This is a genomic window from Arenibacter sp. P308M17 (assembly GCF_003426735.1).
Classification (GTDB): domain Bacteria; phylum Bacteroidota; class Bacteroidia; order Flavobacteriales; family Flavobacteriaceae; genus Arenibacter.
Genome location: NZ_QVON01000001.1, coordinates 671142 through 693047, shown reverse-complemented (window position 1 = coordinate 693047; position 21906 = coordinate 671142). Strand labels below are relative to the sequence as shown.

Genomic DNA, 21906 nt, shown 5'->3' with positions numbered 1-21906 from the left:
ATAAATACCCTATGGGGTACTTCCCAAAAAAGTCGTCCCTTAGGCAGAATTCCTACTGGCATTTATATTCCCGTACAAAGACCGTATTACTATCTTCTCATACAATTCCTTATATTCCGTTTCCCTACTCATTTGCTGCAGGGCAAATTGTTGGATTACCAATAGGGGCAATACAATGTTTTCCCTAATTTTAACGGATTCCCGTGAAACCGACTCTTTTTCCATCAGAATCTTGGAGTCCGAAATAAGCAACAACATTTCTTTGGAAAGCAGATATTCCTCATATAATATGTTCCAGAATTCCCCATATTCCTTATCGTCCTTCATATAGCTGGTGAGTTCAAAATAACATTTGGCCAGGGACATCATACTGTTCAGCATCAACGCTTTAAACAAAGGTACTTCTATGAACAACTTTTTCAGGTCTTCCAATTTTCCTTGGTCCTTTAAAGCCTTAATGGCAGTACCAATACCAAAATAGCCAGGGACGTTCTGCTTGAGCTGACTCCATGAACCTACAAAGGAAATGGCCCTCAGATCTGTGAGTTCCAGTTTTTTCTTATGTCCCCTTTTGCCCGGCCTACTCCCTATATTTGCCTTTTGGTAGTATTTTAAGGTACTCTTGTTTTCCAAATAGGCAATAAATTTGTCATGATTCTTTAGAGCATCGTATTTTTCGAAACTCAGATCCGACAGTGCTTCCAGTAATTGTCTCGACTCTTTGGAAATAACGTTTTCCTTGCCAAAAAAATTATTGGAAAGACCTGCTGTCAATAATTGTTCGGAATTATGTATAAACTGCTCCTTTGTGCCATAGGTACTGGTTATGGTCTGCCCCTGGATGGTCAATTGAATTTCATTATTGGCAATATCCTTGGTCTGGGCCGCATAGAACCTGTGGGTTTTTCCTCCTCCCCTAGCCGGAGGTCCGCCACGTCCATCAAAAAATATCGCCTTTATATGGTTCCTATCGCATACGGCCGATAACTTTTCCTTGGTCTTGAAAATTTCCCAATTTGCCTTCACATATCCCCCGTCCTTGGTACCATCGGAAAACCCGAGCATTATGGTCTGCTTATTTTGGCGCTGGGCCAGATGTGTTTTGTACTCTGGAAGATCGAACAATTCATTCATTGTATTTTCAGAGCTTTCCATACCTTTCATGGTTTCGAACAACGGAATAATGTCGAAGGTAATCCCATCCGATTTCCAACCGCACCACCTAAAAAGTCCGTATACAAAAAGTACCGAAAAAATATTCTCGGAATTACTTATAACATAACGGTTACAACCCTCTTCCCCATTTTTCTCCTGAATTCCCCTTAATTGTAGAATATTCTGTATGGTATCCTTAACAATATCCCCTTCATAATTCTGGGCTTGTAAGTTGATGTCCTTATGGATCAATATATCTATTAATTCCTGCTTGTCCAATTCCCCTATACTTTCGGATATTAGCCCGTTCGCCTTTAATATGGCCTCTACCACTTGGGTATGGACGCTGTGATCCTGCCTGATATCCAAGGTGGCAAAATGGGTCTTAAAGATCTTCACCTTATCTAAGAGATAATCCAGATCCTTGAGGTAAAGCCTATGGTATTTTTCAATTAGAACCTTCCTTATTTCAAGAAGGGGTTCTATAATTTCGTCGTAGCCCATTACCATGTTTGCATCGAACATGGTATTGTACAAACGTCCCCTTAAACTGGAAATAATATCTTGAATATCCCTAAAGGTAAGTTTTTGCTGTATCTTTTTTACATCGTGATAATAACATTTCATTAAGGTTATACGCAACTCATCGGCAACGTCTTTGGTGATACTGGACGTTACAAAGGGGTTCCCATCCCTATCCCCTCCTGGCCAAAATCCCAATTTCATGATATTGTGGTTGTTGAAGTCCATGTCGCCAATATTATCCTTAATGTAAGCATAAAGCTCCCCAACAGCATCATAATAGACGTTTCTTAGTATATAGATTATATTTTTTGCCTCATCCAAAGGAGTGGGTTTTCTGGCATTTACCAAAGAGGTCAGTCCCAATTGTTGAAGTACTAAATCTATTTCGCTGATTTTGTTTTCCAAAATAAGACTCCTTAAATTGCCTATGATATCCAGTACTGCCGGAGTATAAAACTGGGTAGGGTGGGCCGTTAAAACGATACGTGCACTAAAGGTGGACAGTTTTTCCGATATCTGGTCCCAACTTTTATTTTTGTCCACTAATTGAAAATAGTCGCCAATAGTCAGGGAGCTACTGTGTTTCTGTAGCTTAGGAAAGGCGGCGTCCTCAACACTATCGTACAGCACCACCTGTCTTTCCACATACTGTATAATCCGGAACATAAAATCTATCCTGTCCCTTTCCGAATCAATATTCGCATAATTTTGAAAAAAGGCATCCATAATTTCCTGGGGGTTTTTCCCCGATTTCAGTCCCGTTTCGGCCTGATGGAGCAATAAGGGGATCAGCATCCCAACATTTTCAATATTTCGGTACGGTAAATTAAGAAACAGGCTATTGTAAATATTGAACTTGTTCTGAACCGATTTTTTAAATTCGTCTAATCTCTCTGTTTGAAGCATACATCTTTAATTACATTCTACATAATCGTCCTCCCTAGTATGGTGACCCGTAAAAAAGCCAACTAATTTTCCACTCCTTTTCCTTTGTGATTCGTTAAAATTTCTCACATTCACTACCGCTATGCTTGCAAATTTTGCCTAGTTCAAAGAAAAATTGGAAGAAAAATTTTAGTCATACTTCATTCAGATCAGCACACTAGAATTTAGGAACATGAATTTCAAGCAATAAATATCGGCATATTTTTAGATTTGAAGGAAAAATTGGGCGCCAAACATCAAAAATTAATGGGGACACCTCATAATCAGACCACTTCACAACATTCTTTTCCTTAGAGGAAAGCAAGTGGTTACTTTTACCTAAGTATTCTTTAAAAAAGTAATTTTTTCATTTTCATATAGTGTTCTCGTAAAAGAGCTTTGTTCTATGGACAGGGCTCTTTTTAGTTTCCAGCCGTTTTTTTTGGACTAGATGGCAAAAAATTAACAGAACCCGACCCCTGGCCCATTTTTGCCTTCAACACCCTCTTCCCGGTTCCACAAGAAAGTTATGCAAACCTTTGCAAAATGAATATAACCCCATCTTTACCCTAATTTTATATTTATAATGTTATATTTACCTACATCAATACTATTTTGATAATTTTAACCAAGTAACTATTTTCCTTTTTTCAACATTCATTATGTTTTCCATAAAATAAGGCACATTACCAACTTCAAAAATGAGAATCACGGTTCTTTTGAAAAAAGCCCCATACTCATAAAACATTAAAATATTAACCATGAACAACCAAACCAAAATTACCATTCTTGTCTTTGCCCTATTTTTTTCCCTTAATAGAACAGAAGCTAGGGAAACGCCCATTGATTCGGTTGATTTCTATTTAAATTCGGTACAGGACCTTATCAAGAACAAGAACAATTTTAAAGAAGATTTTTTGGATATTGAGTTTTTATTGAAAAAAAATAATAGTACACAGGGCAAAGAAAAAGTGTTGACCCTCCTACAACTATATACCGCCTATATCTATAAATCCGCCCTCTTGGCCAACAGTTATAACAATCAGGCCATGGTGCTGTCAAAAAAAATAGCCTATCAGGAAGGGATCCTCAAGGCGGACTATAACATGGCCTATCTATTATTTGTCCAAGGTAATTTTGATAAGTCGATGAATAAGATCCTGGAGATACAAAAAATAATTGATGTTAGCTCTTATCCAGAAATCTACGCTGATTTTGCCACCTTAAGGTCCTATATATATTCCGAAAGAGGCGAATATGACCGGGCACTTGAAACAGGCTTAAAACTACTGGATAATGCCGAAAAAACCAAGAACGACTATCTTTTGATGAAAGCCTATTCTGCCTTGTCCCATTATTATTTAAGGATAGAGAATTATTCAAAATCCTTGAATTATTGCCTTAAAGGGCTGCACTACATCCTTAAACTTAAGAAAACCCATTACATCTACCCAAAAATAGATGAAATTGCCCGAATGACGGCAAAATTAAACGATCCCGAGGGAGCCCTTAAGGTATATGGCTATTTTTTGGAATTGGAAAAAAAGCTTCCTCCTGCAGGCAGTTATATATCTGCATCCGTACAAAGTAATATGGCCAATATTTATATGTCCATTGGGGAACACGAAAAGGCATTGGCACACATATCAAAAGCCTTGGAAATCAATTATGAAAATAATTATCTTTTTAGGATTCCCAGGGCCCTTACCATACAGGCGGAATTATATTTACAGACCAAGGACACTGCCCAAGCGATATCCAATTATGAACAAAGTATTGAAGCTGCGGAAAACATTGATGCCTTTGATGTTGTAAAGCGAAATAGTTATGTTTTGGGCCAACTGTATGAAAAAACCCATCAGCTATCCAAGTCCAACGATTACAAATCCTTGTACAAGTCTATAAGCGATTCATTGTTTACCAATGAAAAGGAACAAAAGATCATTATTTTAGAGACCAAAAGAAAAATAAAGGAGGTCCTGCAAAACAAAAAAATACTGGAATTGGAAAACAAGGCCCAGAAAGAAAAGTTCCGTGCCATTACCATCGTACTCATTTTATTGTTCTTAATTAGTACGATTTCCGTTTATTCCTACCTAAAGGTAAGGAAGAAAAATAGACTATTGTTGTTAAGAACAATAGATCTGGCTGAAATACAGCTTAGAATGAGCGAAAAAATAAGTGGATTTCAAGATATGGAAACCCAATGGTCCGTTGAAAGGAAAAGTGCGGACATCCCCAAAACTCAGCCAAGTATAGATAAGGACATTAAGAATATTATTTTGACAAAATTGGAAAAACTGGAGAAGGAAAACTTCTTCTTGGACCCCAACTGTAATTTACATCAGCTTTCCGAACTCTTAAAAACAAATCCCAAGTACCTATCCCAGGTCATAAATCAGGAAAAAAAATCCAATTTCAATAACTACATTAACGAATTAAGGATAAATTATTTACTTCCCAAATTACTAAAGGATATAGAGTTCAGAAACAGCAAGTTAAGTTACATTGCCTTTTCCCTTGGATATAACAACCTAAACACCTTTAATGCGGCTTTTAAAAAGCGTCTGGGCATTCTTCCTTCCAACTTTATCAATGAACTTAATAACGCCTTTGAAATTAAAAACAATACTCCGGCCCTACCACCCTATAAATTAAAAAAGATCGGGTAGCAGCAGCTATCGTTTCCATTTTTTTATAGTATATGATAAAATTCAATTTCACTAGATTTTCCTCAATTTTCCGAGATACATTCTTAAGACGATTTTTGTCATGTACTTAGCCATTTTCTACACCAATTTCAAGACCAAACTGGAACCATTTTTTTAACATTGGTGTTTTCCCCTAAGCTCCCGCAAAAAAGCGGATTAGACACTCTCAAGAGGGGAATTTTTCAACACTGCCTGCAATACACAATTGCCTATTGCTTATAGCATATTGCCTACTGCGAATTGTTCATTGTTTCATTGTTCATTGCTAATTGCTAATTGTTGATTGCTTATAGCTTATGGCTTATACCAAAATTATTCAATAAACGAAATCACGATGCACTAAAGTACATCCCTGCCTTTACCGTCAGGCGGGCCTGCCCGACCTCGTTCAAGGGGGGTTTTAACTCCGGGTAAGGCAAAAGAAAAAGGCAGTACCCTAATTGGGTACTGCCTTTCAAAACTAACTCAAACTAAACTAACTATAATAGTACCGCTAGTATTCCGGATTAATTTTCATAACCGGGATTCTGGGGATCTAAATTTGGATTATTGACCATTTCCTGACGCGGAATCGGGAACAACAAATGTTTTTCCTCCAAGGCCTCGTTCGAGTTCAAATTCACATGCCCTACAAAATTATCGAAGTCACCAGTGTTATGGTTCAACACTTTTCTTAGACGTACCATATCAAACCAAGTAATCTGCTCAAAACACAGCTCGTGCCATCTTTCCTTCCAAACTGCTTCCCTTAAGGTCTCCTGGGTAAAACCGCCCAAGGTAGGGGTTGTAAGTTCTGCACGATCCCTAATTCTGGTCAAGGCATCCACAGCATCTTGATTGGGACCTGTGGCCTCGTTGGATGCCTCAGCATAGATCAACAGAACTTCCGCAAAACGAATGATAGGCATATTCAGGTTGTCCTGGCCCGTTCCCGGAACCTCGAAAGTTCCATTGGCAATAACATTAAAGTGTTTAAAAATGTAGGGGGCCCCCAAATCAAAAAGTTCTTCACTACCGTTTCTGAAGTAACTTTCATAAAACCATCCTTCCCTGTCCACAGTTCTAAGGTCTCCGTCTTCAAATGAATTGAAAAAACTGATTTCCGGTACCGTACTCCCGGTTCCTTCAGGCCCTCTGTAGGTCACAGGCTGGAAATTGGGGCGGGTATTGCCCATAGGATTACCGGCTACCGTGTTATTATTATATTGCAGGCTGAATATATGCTCTACCATATTGTTAAACCTTTCGTCATGTACTTCCCCATAAGTGTCGAAAAGGTCGATCGGTCCGGGGTTATCTATGACCTCCTTGGCCTTGGCGGCCGCATCGGCATAACGGGCCGTTTCGTTTAGGGGATTCCCGGCCATGGTAAGGTACACTTTTGCCAATAAGGACTTGACCGCCGCTTGTGAAACACGGCCGGATTCATCCGTCCAAGCCAATCCGGAACTTTCAGCTTCCTGCAGATCGGTTACAATTTGGGCATATACCTCGCTCTGTGGGGTACGGGTGGGGTAAAAATCTTCGGAAGTGGCACTTTGTGGCTCTGTGATCAAAGGCACATCGCCCCACAGCCGTACCGCATAAAAATAAGCCCAGGCACGGAAGAACCTTGCCTCTCCCAAAACCCTGTTTTTGACAGCCTCGTCCATGGAAATGTTTGGAACATTCGCCAAGACCAAATTGGCATTGCCTATTAACTTATAGACACCACGCCACCAGTTTCTTATATGTCCGGTATTGGCATCCCAAGAAAGGGTATACAGGTTGTTCAAATCCGAATTTTGGGCCGTCTGCGTGGTAGTGGTACCCGTTGGGGCATCCAACATTTGCCAGTTGGATGAAAAAATACCAGCCCCGTCACCAACAAACCTGGCATCAGCGTATACGGCGGCAATAGCGGCCTCCGCATGTTTGGCCTCCGTATAAAAACTTTCAGGAGTCAGGTTGGAAGGATCTGATTCATCCAAAAAATCGGAACAACCAACCGCTGCCACAAGTACTGCACAGAGATAAAATTTACCTATTTGCTTTTTTATATTGATTCTCATAATATATATATCTTTAAAAAATTAATTTTTTATAATCCTACTTGAAGCCCGATCAAAAAGGTAGTAGACCTTGGATATTCGTGCCATTTCATCCCTTGGGAGAAAGCGTTATTGTTAATGTTCCCACGAATAGGCGTTACTTCTGGATCACCCTTTCCCTTTAAATCATCGCTTACGATCAAGAAAAAGTTCTGGGTAGAAGCATAAAGTCTTAATTTGTTCAATTTTAATTTTTCAACCAATTCGGGTTCAAAGGTATAGCCCAACATCAGGTTCCTGCCCCTTACGAAAGAACCGTCCTGTACCCAGTGGGAATCCACGTTGGTCACATAACCGGCCCGGGTATCCCTTATCTGAGCGATCATGGTATCCTGATTATCCGGGGTCCAGGCATCCAATACCGACTTATAGCTATTGGCCAAGGTCTGCCTATCCTCACTGGCGTGCAGGTTCATATCCATTACATCATTGCCAAAGGAATATTGCAGTTCCAAGGTAAGGTCTATATTCTTATAGGTAATATAATTCGTAAATGCACCCCAGGCGTCCGGACTACCGTTACCGATAATAGACCTGTCCGCATCGTTTATGGCTTTATCACCGTTTACATCAAGATACTTAATATCTCCAGGCAATAAGGTTTTGCCTCCGCGGTAGCTGGTAAACGCCGCAGCTTCGGCAGCTTCATCGGTGCCCCATGTACCCAATCGTGTAAGTCCCCAAAAGGCACCTACCGGTTCCCCTACCCTGATTATACTGGTCTCGTTGGTAATACCGGGACCACCAACTCCAAAGATATCGGCAGGGGTAGCTAGTGAAAGTACCTTGTTCCGGTTCATGGAAATATTAAAAGTTGTATTCCAGGTAACATCGGCAGTATTGATGTTTACTGTATTCAAGGCCAGTTCAATACCCTTGTTTTCCATAGATCCTACGTTCCTTCTAATGGTAGCGTACCCACTCGTCTGTGGAACAGGAGCGTCCAAGAGCATATCCGTGGTCTTTCTGTAATAAAAATCGGCTTCAAGGGAAATCCTGTTATTGAACATTCCCAGCTCCAATCCCACGTCATACTGGGCGGTCTTTTCCCATTTCAGATCGGGGTTGGCCAATCTGTTCAGCCCTGTACCCCCTATACGGTTACCGCCCCAACTAGTGGCGTAGCCGGAACCCAAAAGGGATAATGAGGTATATGGGGGAATTTCCGAGTTACCGGTTAACCCATAACTTGTTCTTAGCTTTAAATTGGAGATCGTTTCACTGTTTGCCAAGAAATCCTCCTCGGAAACCCTCCAAGCAATTGCAGCGGACGGGAAGAACGCGAACTTATTGTTCTCACCAAACTTGGAAGAACCATCGGCCCTACCTGTTGCAGTGAAAAGGTATTTGCCCATCAGGTTATAATTTACCCTTCCAAAGTAAGAATTCATTGCATGTCTCCAAGCATTGGATTGAACCGCAATATTATTGGATCCTGCCCCCAAGTTGTTATATTCCAAGAAATCTGCAGGGAAGTTCCTTGAATCCGCATTTACAAAGAACCTTTCGGACTGCTGCCAGGAAAGCCCCAACATCGCGGTGAAGGAGTTGTTTTCGTTGATGGTCTTATCATAGGTCAAATAGTTCTCGAAAGACCAAAAGTTTTGTTTTTCATTGCTGGACAATGCCCTGGCAAAACCTTCATTGCTCAACGTACTGTCACTGAACTCGTTGTTCTCCTGGGTCATGACATTTACACCCAGTACGGTACGGAACACCAGCCCTTCCATCAGCCCCAGGTTGCCATACACACTACCGGCAACATTCTGGGTGTTAAGAATATATTTCTGGCTATTTAGTCTGTGTACCGAACTTCTGGAACCTTCCGCAAAAGGATAGTCCCTATTGTCCGCAAACATACCTTCTCTTGGACCCCTCTCATATATAACAGGCAAAATCGGCAGATCCTCTACCATTTGCCGTGGTACGGCATCGTTGGTATCCACCAGGTTCTCGGTCTGATAGTTGTACCCCAAGGTACCACCGATCTTCAACCATGATTTGATCTGATCATCAATGGAAAACCTGCCCGAATACCTTTTAAGGTAGGAGTTTAAAAGTAGGCCCTGATCGTCCCTAAAGCCCAAGGACAAAGAATAGGTAGTACCATCCTTGCCACCTGAAAAACCTAACTGATGGTTTTGGGAAAGGTTGTGCTGGGTAATCGCTTTCCTCCAATCGGTATCGTACAAAGGATTGCCTTCGCTATCGAAAAGAAGGGCGGTCGCCGGGTCCTGATGTTTAAGTCTTGGTTCGTATTGGGCATAATTACCTGCGGCCCATCCATCAGGGTCGAATTTCGCAGAATTCTCCCAAGCAAGCTGCTCTACCATCAAATATTCCTCGGCATTAAGTGCCTCTGCACCATTGGGACCGTGCTGCACCATACTGAAATCCACATCATAGGTAATTCTGCCTTCACCTACCTGTCCTTTCTTGGTGGTGATCAAAATGACCCCGTTTGCACCCCTGGCCCCATAAATGGCCGTGGAGGATGCATCCTTCAACACTTCTATGGAAACTACCTCGTTAGGGTTCAAATAATCAATGGCGGTACTAAACTGATCCTGGGCACCTTGTGGCAATTGCACCCCATCTACCACGTACAAGGGGTTGTTGGAAGAGTTAATGGAACTAAATCCCCTTATCCTAACATTGGACTTTCCTCCCGGACGACCTGAGTTGGTATTTACCTGCACCCCGGCTACCTTGCCCGATAAGGCCTGGTTAAGGGAAGTAGCAGGGCGTTCCCTAAGCTCATCCTCGTTTACGGATCCGACCGCACCGGTAAGATCCGACCTTCTTGAGGTACCGTACCCAATTAGCACCACTTCTTCCAGCTCACTGGCATCCTCTTCCAGGTTTACGTCAATAGTGGTTTTGCCGTTAACGGGAACCTCTACTTTCTTAAAGCCGATATAGCTAAAGACCAGAGTTGCATTACTTCCTACATTGTCCAAGGAGTAGTTACCGTCAAAATCCGTTTGGGTTCCATTGGTTGTACCTTTCACCAATACGTTCGCCCCAGGCAGGGGTCCTGACTGATCGGAAACGGTACCGGTAACCGTTTGTCCTTTCGCCAATCCGAAACTTAAAAAAGCTCCCAATAGCAAAAAACTTTTAAATAGTGTAATCTTCATAAATAAATTGCTTTAGTTAGTTAATTGTTTTTTAAATGGTATGTCCAGCCGAGTTAAAAGCCTAAAAACATAGCCTCGTTAAATATATGTTAAGGGGAATTAAATGTTGCGAATAACAAAAAAAAGAACTCTAAAATTCATGAATTTTAGAGTTCTTCCCTATATTTTTTTAAGTATTCCCAATTGGAGTCCATAATACCTTACAAGCCACCTCAGTATTGGACCTGCACCCAATAGTTGCCCAAAAAAGTAAAATAGATCCTTAAAAACCCTTTTCCAATTTGGATCGTTAACCAAACCCAAGCCCAATTGACCGTTGCTTCGTTTTCAAAACCATGCAAACCTTTGCACAATAAATATTCACCCTATCCTTCGTGTTATCAATATTTTATCGTTTTTTTGATTGGTGCGTACCCCAATATATCTATGATTTTTCAAAAGCCATTGCTCCCTTACCTGTTAATGATCGGTTTAACCATAGCTGTTTCGTGCGCACCAATAAAATCTACCACCCTGGAGGCCATAAAAATTGCCGTAATAGCCGATATTCATTTAAGCAATGTTTACGGGCAGTTAAAGGACAATGATTATATGGGGCTTAAAAATGTAGAAAATGGGAAATACGCACATATAAGGACCATGGAATCGCAGTTGCATTCCACAAGGATTTTCAATGAAAATTATTTCGCCTTTTTGTCCGCTATGGATAATGTAGTGGACAGAAATATTAAATACGTTATTCTGCCCGGAGATTTTTCAGATGACGGGCAGCCCATTCATATTCGTGCGTTAAAGGAAATTCTGGACCACTATACCACTACTTACGGAATTAAGTTCTTTCTTATAACGGGCAATCACGACGTGGTACAACCTTTTAATAGAAGGGATGGCAAAACGGATTTTCTTGGTGCTGACGGAAAGGCACAGCCCATAATGTCACAACCCGGCATGTATACTTCCAAACAAAATAAAGAACATCCCGTTGTAATCTCCAGTGATCTTCAAAATCTAGGTTATGAAGAAATCACAAGGTTTTTGGGGGACTATGGCTTTTTCCCAAAAAAGGAATATCTCTATTGGGGAACCCCTTTTTCAGAATATAACTACGAAAATTATAGTTTTCACAAAGCGGAACAAACCGCGGATCTAACAAAAAGAAGTCACAGCATTCCACCATATGGCCTGCCAATTCCCGATATAAGCTATTTGGTAGAACCTGTTGAAGGATTGTGGCTATTGGCCCTGGACGCCAATACTTACACTCAAAAAGAAAAACAGGGTGGCGACCCCTCCCGGCAAGAATACCCAAATACCGGTCTCGGATTAAACAATCTATTGAAAGACAAAAAGTACTTATTGGACTGGGTATGTAAAGTAGCGGACAATGCCAAAAAAATGGGTAAAACCCTTATTGCCTTCAGCCATTACCCTATGGTAGAATTCAATGATGGGGCCTCCCCGGAAATGGAAGAACTTCTTGTTGGCAGTAAAATGCAATTAAAAAGGGTTCCCGATAAAAGGGTAGCCCAATTATTTGCCCAAGCCGGACTAAAACTTCATTTGGGAGGCCATATGCACCTAAATGATACCGGGGTGGCCGTTTCCGATGAAGGAAACACCTTATTCAATATTCAGACCCCATCCCTGGCCGCCTACAAACCAGCCTTTAAAATTTTGACGCTCAAAGAAGGCGGATTTGCAGAAGTGGAAACCATTGTAATGGATTCCGTTCCTAAATACAAGGAGTTTTTTGGGCTATACCATCAGGAATACACTTTCCTGGAACACATGAAAGAAGGGCGTATATGGAACAAAGAAGTCCTATCTTCACAAAACTATGGTGAATTTATGGAATGGCACCTAAAAGAACTTGTGCGCCTTCGATTCCTTCCTGATGAATGGCCAGCTGATTTTAAGGATTTTTTAGTCGGACTTTCGGGCAAGGAGCTACTACTTCTCTCCATGGACAATACCTCCCTTCCTTTACATATGGTCTTGAAAAACCTTAGGGACAACCCGGACAAAATAAAGGAATTGTCCAATTCCGTTAAAGAAAAAACAAGGAAAATACAGGCCGTTACAACCCATTTTGAAGAGTGGTCCGGATATGACCTATTGTTGGATCTATATAGGCTAAGAAGTGCCGACAGATTGGCCCTGAAGGATATAGGAGCCCAAAGGACAAAACAATATCGATTGATCATTGATTCCATTTTGAACAATCCCTCATTTCAAGGGAAAGACGACCCTATAAAAAGAAAAATGTACCTACTTGCCAGTATTTTCAATAAATTTCTCAATGGAGCGCCTTCGGACCACTTTCAGTTGAACCTTAACTCCGGCACAATTATTTCCTTAAAACAACCCATATATGAAAACGAATAAGAGAATCCTGTACGCACTGCCCCTTTTCCTATTTTGGATGGCCTACGTGCCTGCACAGCAACAATTGGAAATTGATTACGTTAACCCCCTCATTGGCACGCCTGTGGCCGGATTTATGGAGGGCAGGGACGGTGGTGGCACTATGCCCTGTGTGGGTACCCCTTTTGCGATGACCAATTTTGTGGCCCAGACCCGTGAGAACAAAATAAGCGAAATGCCCTACGTCTATGAGGACAATACCATTCAAGGCTTTATGGCAACGCACCAACCAACGGTCTGGATGGGCGATTATGGCTACGTATCCGTTATGCCACAGGTTGGAAAATTAAAACTTCTCCCCAAAGACCGGGCCCTGCCCTTTAGCCACAAGGAGGAGGTCTCAAAACCCAATTACTACAGTGTTTCTATGGGGAATAAAGAACAAAGGATAAAAGGTGAAATTGCCGCTGCCTCCCGCTGCGGTATCTTTCAATTTACCTTCCCAAAATCGGATGAATCCCATATCGTTATCCAGGGTATCAATATAACCGAAAACAAGAAGGCTTTTCATGGCCATATCCAGATTGATGAAAACAAAAGGGAGATAACGGGCTATAACCCGGAGCGAATGTCATCCCATTTAGGACCGGAACTTAAAAACTTTAAAGGCTATTTTATTATTCAATTCGATAAACCCTTTGAACGCTTTGGTACATGGAATTCTTTTAGGACAGAACCCGATATCAATGAAATGGGCAGGGAGCAGACGGGGGCAAGAATGGGAGGGTATATCAGTTTCAAAACCGATAAGAATGAAAAAATAAAGGTAAAAATTGCCACCTCCTTTATAAGTTTGGAACAGGCCCGGGAAAACTTGTCCAAGGAGATACCGGATTGGGATTTTGACAAAGTAGTACAAAATACTGGGAACATATGGCAGGAAAACCTTTCCAGAATCAAGGTAGATGGTGCCACCGAAGATCAGAAAAGCATTTTCTACACCGCCTTGTTCCATACCATGTTGTTCCCTAGGGAGTTTTCGGAATACGGACGTTATTACAGTCCGTTCGATGATAAGGTCCATGAGGGAGTTTCCTATAACGATTATTCCCTTTGGGATACTTTTAGGGCCCTGCATCCCCTACTCCATTTTACACATCCGGAACGGGTAAGCCCCATGGTAAAATCCCTATTACAAATGTACCAGGAAGGAGGTTGGTTGCCAAAATGGCCCAATCCTACCTATACCAACATCATGACCGGAACCCATGCCGATGCGGTAATAGCGGATGCATATATAAAGGGTTTTAGGGATTATGACCTGGAATTGGCCTATGCAGCCGTTAGAAAAAATGCCATGCACCCGCCATACAGTGATACCGAAAAGCCTTGGGGAGACAGGGACGAAGGTACTTTGTACGAAGCAAGGGGCGGACTAACCTATTACCATTCCCTAGGGTATGTAGCTTCGGATAAGACCAGGGAATCCGTAACCAGGACCATCGAGTTTGGAATAGATGACTACAGTATTGCCCAGATGGCCAAGGATATGGGTAAAATGGAAGACTACGGGCGATTAATGGGATGGAGCAAGAATTATAAAAATCTCTACAACAAGGAAACGGGGTTCCTTAATGCGCGACTTTATAACGGCGATTGGGACAAAAACGAACAGGAAGGCTTTACCGAAGGTGGCAGATGGACCTATTTGTTTGGTGCCATGCACGATATTCAGGGCAGTATAGCCCTCTTTGGGGGAAAGGAAGAGTTTGCCGCCAAATTAAATGAAAACTTTGATGGGCAACACTACAGGCACGATAACGAACCCGGGCATCATTATGCCTACCTATTCAATTACGCCGGACAGCCCTGGAAAACCCAAGAATTGATTCGCAAGCACACCTCGACCATTAATTATAGAAACCATCCTTTGGGTATAAACGGAAACGATGATTGCGGGCAAATGTCGGCCTGGTACATATTTGGTGTAATGGGGTTTTACCCCGTTACGCCGGCAAATGAAACATTTGCCATTGGCGCCCCGCAATTCCCGGAATTCACCCTAAGGTTACTCAAGGATGGGGCGCCAAAATCCTTTAAAATAATAGCACATGATCTCTCGGAAGAAAATTTATACATACAATCGCTGAAATTGGATGGGAAGGTATTGGAGGAACCCTTTATTAGCTATACCCAAATAATGAACGGCAATGTCCTCGAATTTAAAATGGGAAGCAGTCCCAATTACACCATCTTCAAAAATAATTAAACAATAAAGCAATAAGCTGTATGCAATAAAATCAATACCACTGCCAACTATGGGTTTTAACTTTTAACCAAACAATAAAAGAGGATGGTTTATTCATTTCAAAACCATCCTCTTTATATTTTGTAAACCATTCTTTTAATCTCCGGATATATACCTTAACCATGCCCTAATTTCCTGGGTATGGAGTTGGTAATCGCTAATTTCTGGGGGAATTCCTTTTTGTTCTTTCAAGGATAAACAGAATTCCTGCACTTCCTCCAAAGAACTAAAATCACCACTCTTGACCAATTTTTCGGCTAAAAATGAACCGATCTGAGCCATGTCTGAAGTACTAAATTCAGGATGGTATTGCACCCCGAAAAATGATCCGTTTTTAAAATCGAATGTCATGGCCTGTACCTTGGAATGTGCATTACTAGCCAAAACAATGGCGTTTTCAGGAGTTTTTACCACCTCGTCATAATGAATGCAGAGGGTGGAATACGGGGTTTTTCTATGTTTGAAAAACGGACTTTCCTTTCCGGCAGCGGATACTTCTATGGGCTTGGATATTCCAAACTCCAAACCATTGCCGCTCAGTGCCACCTTGCCCCCGGCCACTACCGTGGCCACCTGCATGCCCCAACAACTACCGTAGAACGGCACACCACTTTCAAAGACCTCATGTGCAAAATTTAACTGTCTATGAACGTCCGGAACAGCGTCGGTTACGCTAAGGGAACTTCCTGTCCATAACACCCCATCATACTGCCTTAACTGGGCCACTGTGGGCAATCCGCCAATCCCATCTGCTGGAAAGGCCAAAGCTGTCCCTGCTTTTGGGACCAAGCCCCTTAGCATTTCCTGAAAAGTAAGATGATAGGGCCTTATCCCAAAAGCTCCCCGCTGCAGACGCGTCTGTTCGTTATTCCCTTCTACAATTAATAGTTTCACGCTTACAGTGCCTTTATATCCCCGGATACTGCAGCTCTAAAAAGCAGTTCCAAATCTGCTGCCTTAATAGGCTTTGCATTGGAAGGTGTTGATGGATCCTTATAGGCCATTTCTCCAATTTCCTTGGCATTATCCGTATTAATATCTATTTCTTTAAGTGTATGGGGAATATTCAATTCTTTTCGGAGATCTATGATATAATCTATAATAGCAGTGGTACCTTCCTTTTCCAGACCCAACACCTTACTTAGATATACCATTCTTTCCTCAATTGCCGATCTATTCTGTTGTAAGGCATAGGGCAATATTATAGCATTTAGCAGCCCATGTTGTTTATTGTATATAGCCCCCAATTGATGGGCTACGGAATGCACGGAACCCAATCCTTTTTGAAAGGCCGTAGCACCCATGGATGCCGCTACCAACATTTGTCCCCTTGCCTCCAAGTTTTTTCCGTCCTTGACTGCCATGGGCAAATACTTGGCAATAATTCGGATGGCCTCAATGGCAATACCATCGGCCATAGGATGATACCCTGGGGCACAATAGGCCTCAATGGCATGTACCATGGCATCCACACCGGTCCAGGCCGTAATATGTGGCGGTAGGCCCAAAGTAAGTTCTGGGTCCGATATCACAATGGCCGGTAACATTTTTGGATGAAAAATAATTTTCTTGGTATGTAATTTTTCATCCAATATTACCGAAGCCCTCCCCACCTCGGAGCCGGTACCGGCAGTGGTAGGGATTGCTATTATGGGTGCAATTCCGGCAGGGTCGGCATAACTCCAATTATCGCCAACATCTTCAAAATCCCATATGGACTTCTTTTGTCCGGACATAAAAGCGATGGTCTTGGCAGCATCAATGGCAGATCCACCTCCAAAGGCAATGACCCCGTCATGTTTGTTCTTTAAATAATGCGCAACCCCATCAACCACATTTTTTTCTGTCGGATTTCCCTGAACTTCACTATACACCGTGAAATTTAAACCATCCCTTTTCAAAATGTTTATGGTATTTTCAACTATATCCAGTTTCACCAAGCCTTCATCGGTAACAAATAACGGGTTGTTGATTCCCAATTTTTTGCATGCCTGCGATATTTCGTTTATTCTACCATTTCCAAACCAAATGGTGGTAGGATAGTTCCAATTTGTATTTGCTAATTGCATTAATTTCTTTTTTTAATTTCAATGAATTGATTTATATCTTCTTATTTTCCTTTTCTAAAGTTGAAGGACTTCACCCGGGTAACATGGTCGTATCCTATTTTTGACAATGTAACGCCCTTACCGGAATTTTTAACACCCGTCCAAGCCAATGCGGGATCCAAATAATCGCAGCGGTTCATGAACACGGTACCTGTCTCGATTTTCCTGCCCAGATCAATGGCCCGGTCCAGATCCATTGTCCACAATGAAGCGGTAAGTCCGTACTGGGAATCGTTCATTAACCGTAACGCCTCCTCATCATTCTTGACTTTCATAATCCCTACTACCGGTCCAAAACTCTCCTCGGTCATTACCTCCATGTTGTGATCTACATTGACCAATACATGTGGCGACAAATAGGGCGTCCCTTTTTTGGAAGCCGTGAACAAAGATTCGGCCACCAAGGATTTGGCCCCTTTGCCCAATGCCTGCCCTATCTGTTTTCTTACGTAATTGGCCGCATCCGTTTTTACCATTGGTCCCAAATTGGTACTGCCATCCAAAGGATTTCCCAATTTATATTGTTTGGTAAGCGCTACAAATCCATCTATAAACTTATCGTATAATGCTTCGTGTACATAGATCCTTTCAATACCACAGCAGGATTGACCGCTATTGAAGAAAGCCCCATCCACCAAATTCTCCACGCTATTCTCCAAGTTGGCATCGGCCATAACATAAGCGGGATCTTTCCCTCCCAATTCCAATCCACATGGAATAAACTTGTTTACCAAGGAATTTTGGACCGCTACCCCGCCTTGTACGGAACCCGTAAAGTAGACCCCGTCAATTCGGTAATCCCCAATTAATAGGGCCGTATTCCTATGATTTAAATGCAGTATCTGGAAAACACCCTTCGGTAATCCGGCCTTGATGGCTGCCTTGGCATAGCGTTCCGCTACCAAAGGCGTTTGAAACGAATGCTTTAAAACAACTACGTTTCCTGCCATTAAAGCGGGAACAATAGCATTTACAGAAGTCAGGAAAGGATAGTTCCATGGGCTCAATACACCAACAACCCCGATAGGAACACGTTCTACCCATCTTTTATCAGGATTTTCAGCATCTATCACCTTATAATCACCTAACGCCTCTTCCGCAACCCCAATCATATAATGGGCGCGGTCCCCAAACCCCTTTATTTCTCCTGGGGACTGACCTACAGGCCTCCCCATTTGCCATGTAATTTCCAGGGCAATATCATTTTTTTCCTCCACAATGGCGTTAACAAACCTTGTCATGTATTTGGCACGCTCGGCAATGGAAAGGTCGGACCAAAGTGGAAAGGCACTTTTGGCCAAATCCAAGGCCTGCCCAATATCTTTTGGGCCATGTTCTTCGGCAGTATAATAAATAGTGCCGTCTACAGGTGATATGGTGTTTATCATTTTTTTTAAATTATTTCGAAATAACGTTTTAATTGCCAGTCGGTTATAGCTCCCAATTGTTGTTGATCTTCCCAAAGTCGGGTATACGAATAATGATCCACAAATATATCACCAAACAGGTCTCGGGCAATTTTAGAATTCTTAAATTTTTCAGCGGCCTGGGACAGGGTCCTGGGCAACTGCAGTTCTTGCGGAAAATCCACATCATAGGCGTTTCCATCCACGGCTTTTGTGGGTTCAATTTTATGCTCTATGCCCCATAATCCGGAACCTATAGCGGCTGCCAATGCCAAGTATGGGTTGATATCTGCTGCAGATACCCTGTATTCCACTCTTTGGGACTTTTCGGAACCTGGAATGGCCCTGAGGGCACAGGTTCTATTGTCCATACCCCATGAGGCCGCGGTGGGAGCCCAAAAACCGGGAATAAGTCGCGTATAACTGTTACATGTAGAGGCCACCATGGCCAACAATTCGGGCATCAACTTTTGTTGTCCCCCAATAAACCAGCGCATTACATCGGACATGCCATTGGTCTTATCCTTATCGTAGAAGGCAGAGGTACCATCGGTATTCTGCAGGGAAATATGGATATGTCCCGATTGACCGGGGTAATTGGAAGACCATTTGGCCATAAAGCAGGCCATTAAATTATTTTGTTGTGCCCACACCTTTACAAAGTTTTTGAACAATGCCCCATTATCAGCTGCCCTAAGTGCTTCTGAGTACTCCAGCGCACCTTCCAATACTCCGGCCCCCGTCTCTGTATGCAAGCCTTCCAAGGGCATGCCCATCTCCTTGGAGAGTTCCATTATTTCGTGATAAAAACTGGCATGGGTAGAACTTCGCAATATGGAATATCCAAAGTTCCCCGGGGTCATCGGTTCAAGTTGGTGATAATTCTTATTGCGAACGGATTTAGGGGATTCATTAAAAAGGAAAAATTCGAACTCAAAAGAGGCACTTGCCCTAAGCCCCAGTTTTCCCAATCTTTCCAAAGTTTTGCGAAGAATGGATCTTGGACAAACGCTTGCAGCACTACTCTCCGAAAAATCTACCAAAAAAATAACGGACTTAAAATCTTCAGTTGGCAACATTCTCATACTGGAGACATCTATGGTAGCATTGGCATCGGTAAAACCATCTGCCCAGCCCGTAAAGGAATCATTCTTATATAGAACATCATTGGAATCCCAACCAAAGATGACACTGCAAAAACCAAACCCCTTCTCCAAAGCGGATAGGAACTTATTGGAATTTACGTATTTTCCGCGCAGTATGCCATCCACATCAACAACGGCCAACTTTATATTTTCAATTTGATGTTCTTGTATATAACTCCTGACCGATTCTATGGTCATTTTTGGTATTTCCTTTTTCATATGTAGATATTTATCGTTTTTTAGCGGTCATATGTAATTCGCATATCTTCATTTGGGTTTGCGACCAAATTTTGGTCATGCTCATTTCATATGTAGATGTTTATTGTTTTTTAGCATCGTGTTCCAAAGCAAACTCTTCTTCCGGGGAGAGTATTAATCGATGTCTGCCTTTTAAGCCGAAGTATACCAAGCCTATGATCAAATACCCAATGGAGATAAACACGGCCGTCCTATAAGATTGATCCTGTAACTGAAAATATATGATTACACTGGCCAGAAAAATAGTGGCCCAAGCCCCTAGTTTTCCAAAAGGGCTTACATAGGGCCTTTCAAGATCGGGTTTGTTCTTCCTCAGCAATAAAAAGGAACCACATTGCAAAATATAGGACAACATGGCACTAAAAACGGCAATGTTAAGCAATGCTCCCCCTATAAAGACCCCACTTTCATTCCCCGCTAAAAATTTGGTGACCATTAAGACCGTAAAACCGATAAGGGATCCCAGGATCAAAGCGGTATAGGGCGTTTTTCTTTTGCTATGGGTCAAGGATAATATTACCGGAAAATACCCGGCCCTGGACAAGGAATAAATCTGTCTTCCAAAGGCAAAAATTATAGTATGGAAAGAGGCCAAGAGGCCAATGGATGCCACCAAGGCCAAGAGTTTGGCTATATTATCCCCGTACAGTACCTTAAATCCGTCCAACAAAGGTTCTCCCGACTGTGAAAGGGCATAGGAGCCCAAAGGTATGGAGGCATTGAGCCAAAGGATTAAAAAGGCAGAAATAATCAAGGTAATGATACCATAGGTGAGTCCTTTGGGCATATCCTTTTTGGGGTCTACAGATTCTTCTGCCGCCAAGGGCAATTGTTCAATAGCCAAAAACAACCATACTGCAAAGGGCATAGCTTTGAGGGCACCTTGCCATCCCATTGGAAAAAGGGAACCTCCCCCCCCTTTCAAATGTTGGGCATTGCCATCCGTACCGGCCTTAATGTCCAAGGCATAGGTAGTAAAATCGGCACTCCCAATGGAAGACACCCAAAATACCCCCAAACATCCCAATGCCAAAAAAGTAAGCATAACGGTAAATTTAAAGGACAGTTCCACCCCTACAATATTTAACAGGGTAAAAATGGTGTAAAAACCGAACCACCAAAAAGGCAGCATTTCGGGTGCGGTTTCAAAGATGCCCTGCATATAATTACTAAGAAAAAAAACAATAACGGCTGGGGTGAGGATGAACTCCAAATTTTCCACCAGGCCTGTAAAGAATCCTCCCCAAGGCCCCATGGCCGATCTGGCAAAGGAATAGGCTCCCCCGGTATGTGGCAGGGCAGGGGACATTTCGGCAACGCTCTGGGTAAGCCCTATGTACATAATAGCGACAATACATGTGGCGACGAACATACCCCCCCATCCCCCAGAGGCCAAGCCCAAATTCCATCCAGAAAAATGTCCGGAAATCACCGCTCCAACACCCAAGGCCCATAAGGACCAAACACCGGCATGCCGTTTAAGCTCCCTGGATTCAAAGTAGGATTTGTCCATTTTCTTATACTTTACGCCTTTGCCCATATTAAATTTTCTTGGTTTTGGTTACTAAATATTTTTAAGTTGATAACTAATATACAATGAAATAGGAAAAGCAACTTCCCAAAAAATTATATAACAAACTATTATTCTAACAAAAGACCATAGGGAAAGAATCCCTATGGTCTAAAAGATTCACAATATATTTACTCAACGCCCCAACAGTACATGACAAAAACCGATTAGAGCACAAAAAATGCGTCATTGCGAACAAAGT

The 21906-nt window shown here is 42.2% G+C and carries 11 protein-coding genes; 3 read left to right on the top strand and 8 right to left on the bottom strand.

What is annotated here, in order from left to right:
• Positions 1-39 precede the first annotated feature (39 nt).
• Positions 40-2586: a phosphoenolpyruvate carboxylase gene (locus D0S24_RS02785; protein ID WP_117018318.1), complete on the bottom strand. Its 2547-nt coding sequence runs from the start codon at positions 2584-2586 to the stop codon at positions 40-42.
• Between the two features lie 779 nt (positions 2587-3365).
• Between D0S24_RS02785 and D0S24_RS02780 the strand changes: the two genes are divergently transcribed.
• Positions 3366-5276: a tetratricopeptide repeat protein gene (locus tag D0S24_RS02780; RefSeq protein ID WP_117018317.1), complete on the top strand. Its 1911-nt coding sequence runs from the start codon at positions 3366-3368 to the stop codon at positions 5274-5276.
• Between the two features lie 545 nt (positions 5277-5821).
• Here D0S24_RS02780 and D0S24_RS02775 read toward each other — a convergent pair.
• Together D0S24_RS02775 and D0S24_RS02770 are read right to left on the bottom strand one after the other, a co-directional pair.
• Positions 5822-7366, bottom strand: coding sequence for a RagB/SusD family nutrient uptake outer membrane protein (locus D0S24_RS02775; protein ID WP_117018316.1), 1545 nt, complete (start codon positions 7364-7366; stop codon positions 5822-5824).
• A gap of 29 nt (positions 7367-7395) precedes the next feature.
• Positions 7396-10545, bottom strand: a complete 3150-nt coding sequence (locus D0S24_RS02770) for a TonB-dependent receptor (RefSeq protein ID WP_117018315.1) — start codon at positions 10543-10545, stop codon at positions 7396-7398.
• A gap of 426 nt (positions 10546-10971) precedes the next feature.
• Here D0S24_RS02770 and D0S24_RS02765 point away from each other — a divergent pair, with 426 nt between their 5' ends.
• Both D0S24_RS02765 and D0S24_RS02760 read left to right on the top strand, forming a co-directional pair.
• On the top strand, positions 10972-12930 hold the full coding sequence (locus D0S24_RS02765) for a metallophosphoesterase (RefSeq protein WP_117018314.1): 1959 nt from the start codon (positions 10972-10974) through the stop codon (positions 12928-12930).
• Entirely contained in the window at positions 12917-15178 is a 2262-nt protein-coding gene (locus D0S24_RS02760) for a GH92 family glycosyl hydrolase (protein ID WP_117018313.1), read from the top strand. The genes D0S24_RS02765 and D0S24_RS02760 overlap by 14 nt, the downstream gene beginning before the upstream one ends.
• 135 nt (positions 15179-15313) lie before the next feature.
• Here the strand turns inward: D0S24_RS02760 and D0S24_RS02755 are convergent, their stop codons facing one another.
• From D0S24_RS02755 to D0S24_RS02735, 5 genes are all read right to left on the bottom strand, one after another.
• Complete coding sequence (locus D0S24_RS02755) at positions 15314-16111, bottom strand: type 1 glutamine amidotransferase (RefSeq protein ID WP_117018312.1); 798 nt, start codon at positions 16109-16111, stop codon at positions 15314-15316.
• A gap of 2 nt (positions 16112-16113) precedes the next feature.
• Entirely contained in the window at positions 16114-17286 is a 1173-nt protein-coding gene (locus tag D0S24_RS02750) for an iron-containing alcohol dehydrogenase (protein WP_117018311.1), read from the bottom strand.
• Between the two features lie 41 nt (positions 17287-17327).
• Positions 17328-18713, bottom strand: coding sequence for an aldehyde dehydrogenase family protein (locus D0S24_RS02745; RefSeq protein WP_117018310.1), 1386 nt, complete (start codon positions 18711-18713; stop codon positions 17328-17330).
• Between the two features lie 5 nt (positions 18714-18718).
• Positions 18719-20095: a glutamine synthetase family protein gene (locus D0S24_RS02740; RefSeq protein ID WP_117018309.1), complete on the bottom strand. Its 1377-nt coding sequence runs from the start codon at positions 20093-20095 to the stop codon at positions 18719-18721.
• Positions 20096-20195: 100 nt separating this feature from the next.
• Positions 20196-21647 carry an amino acid permease gene (locus D0S24_RS02735; protein WP_220377720.1) on the bottom strand — a complete coding sequence of 484 codons (1452 nt, stop codon included), beginning with the start codon at positions 21645-21647 and terminating at the stop codon, positions 20196-20198.
• Positions 21648-21906 lie beyond the last annotated feature (259 nt).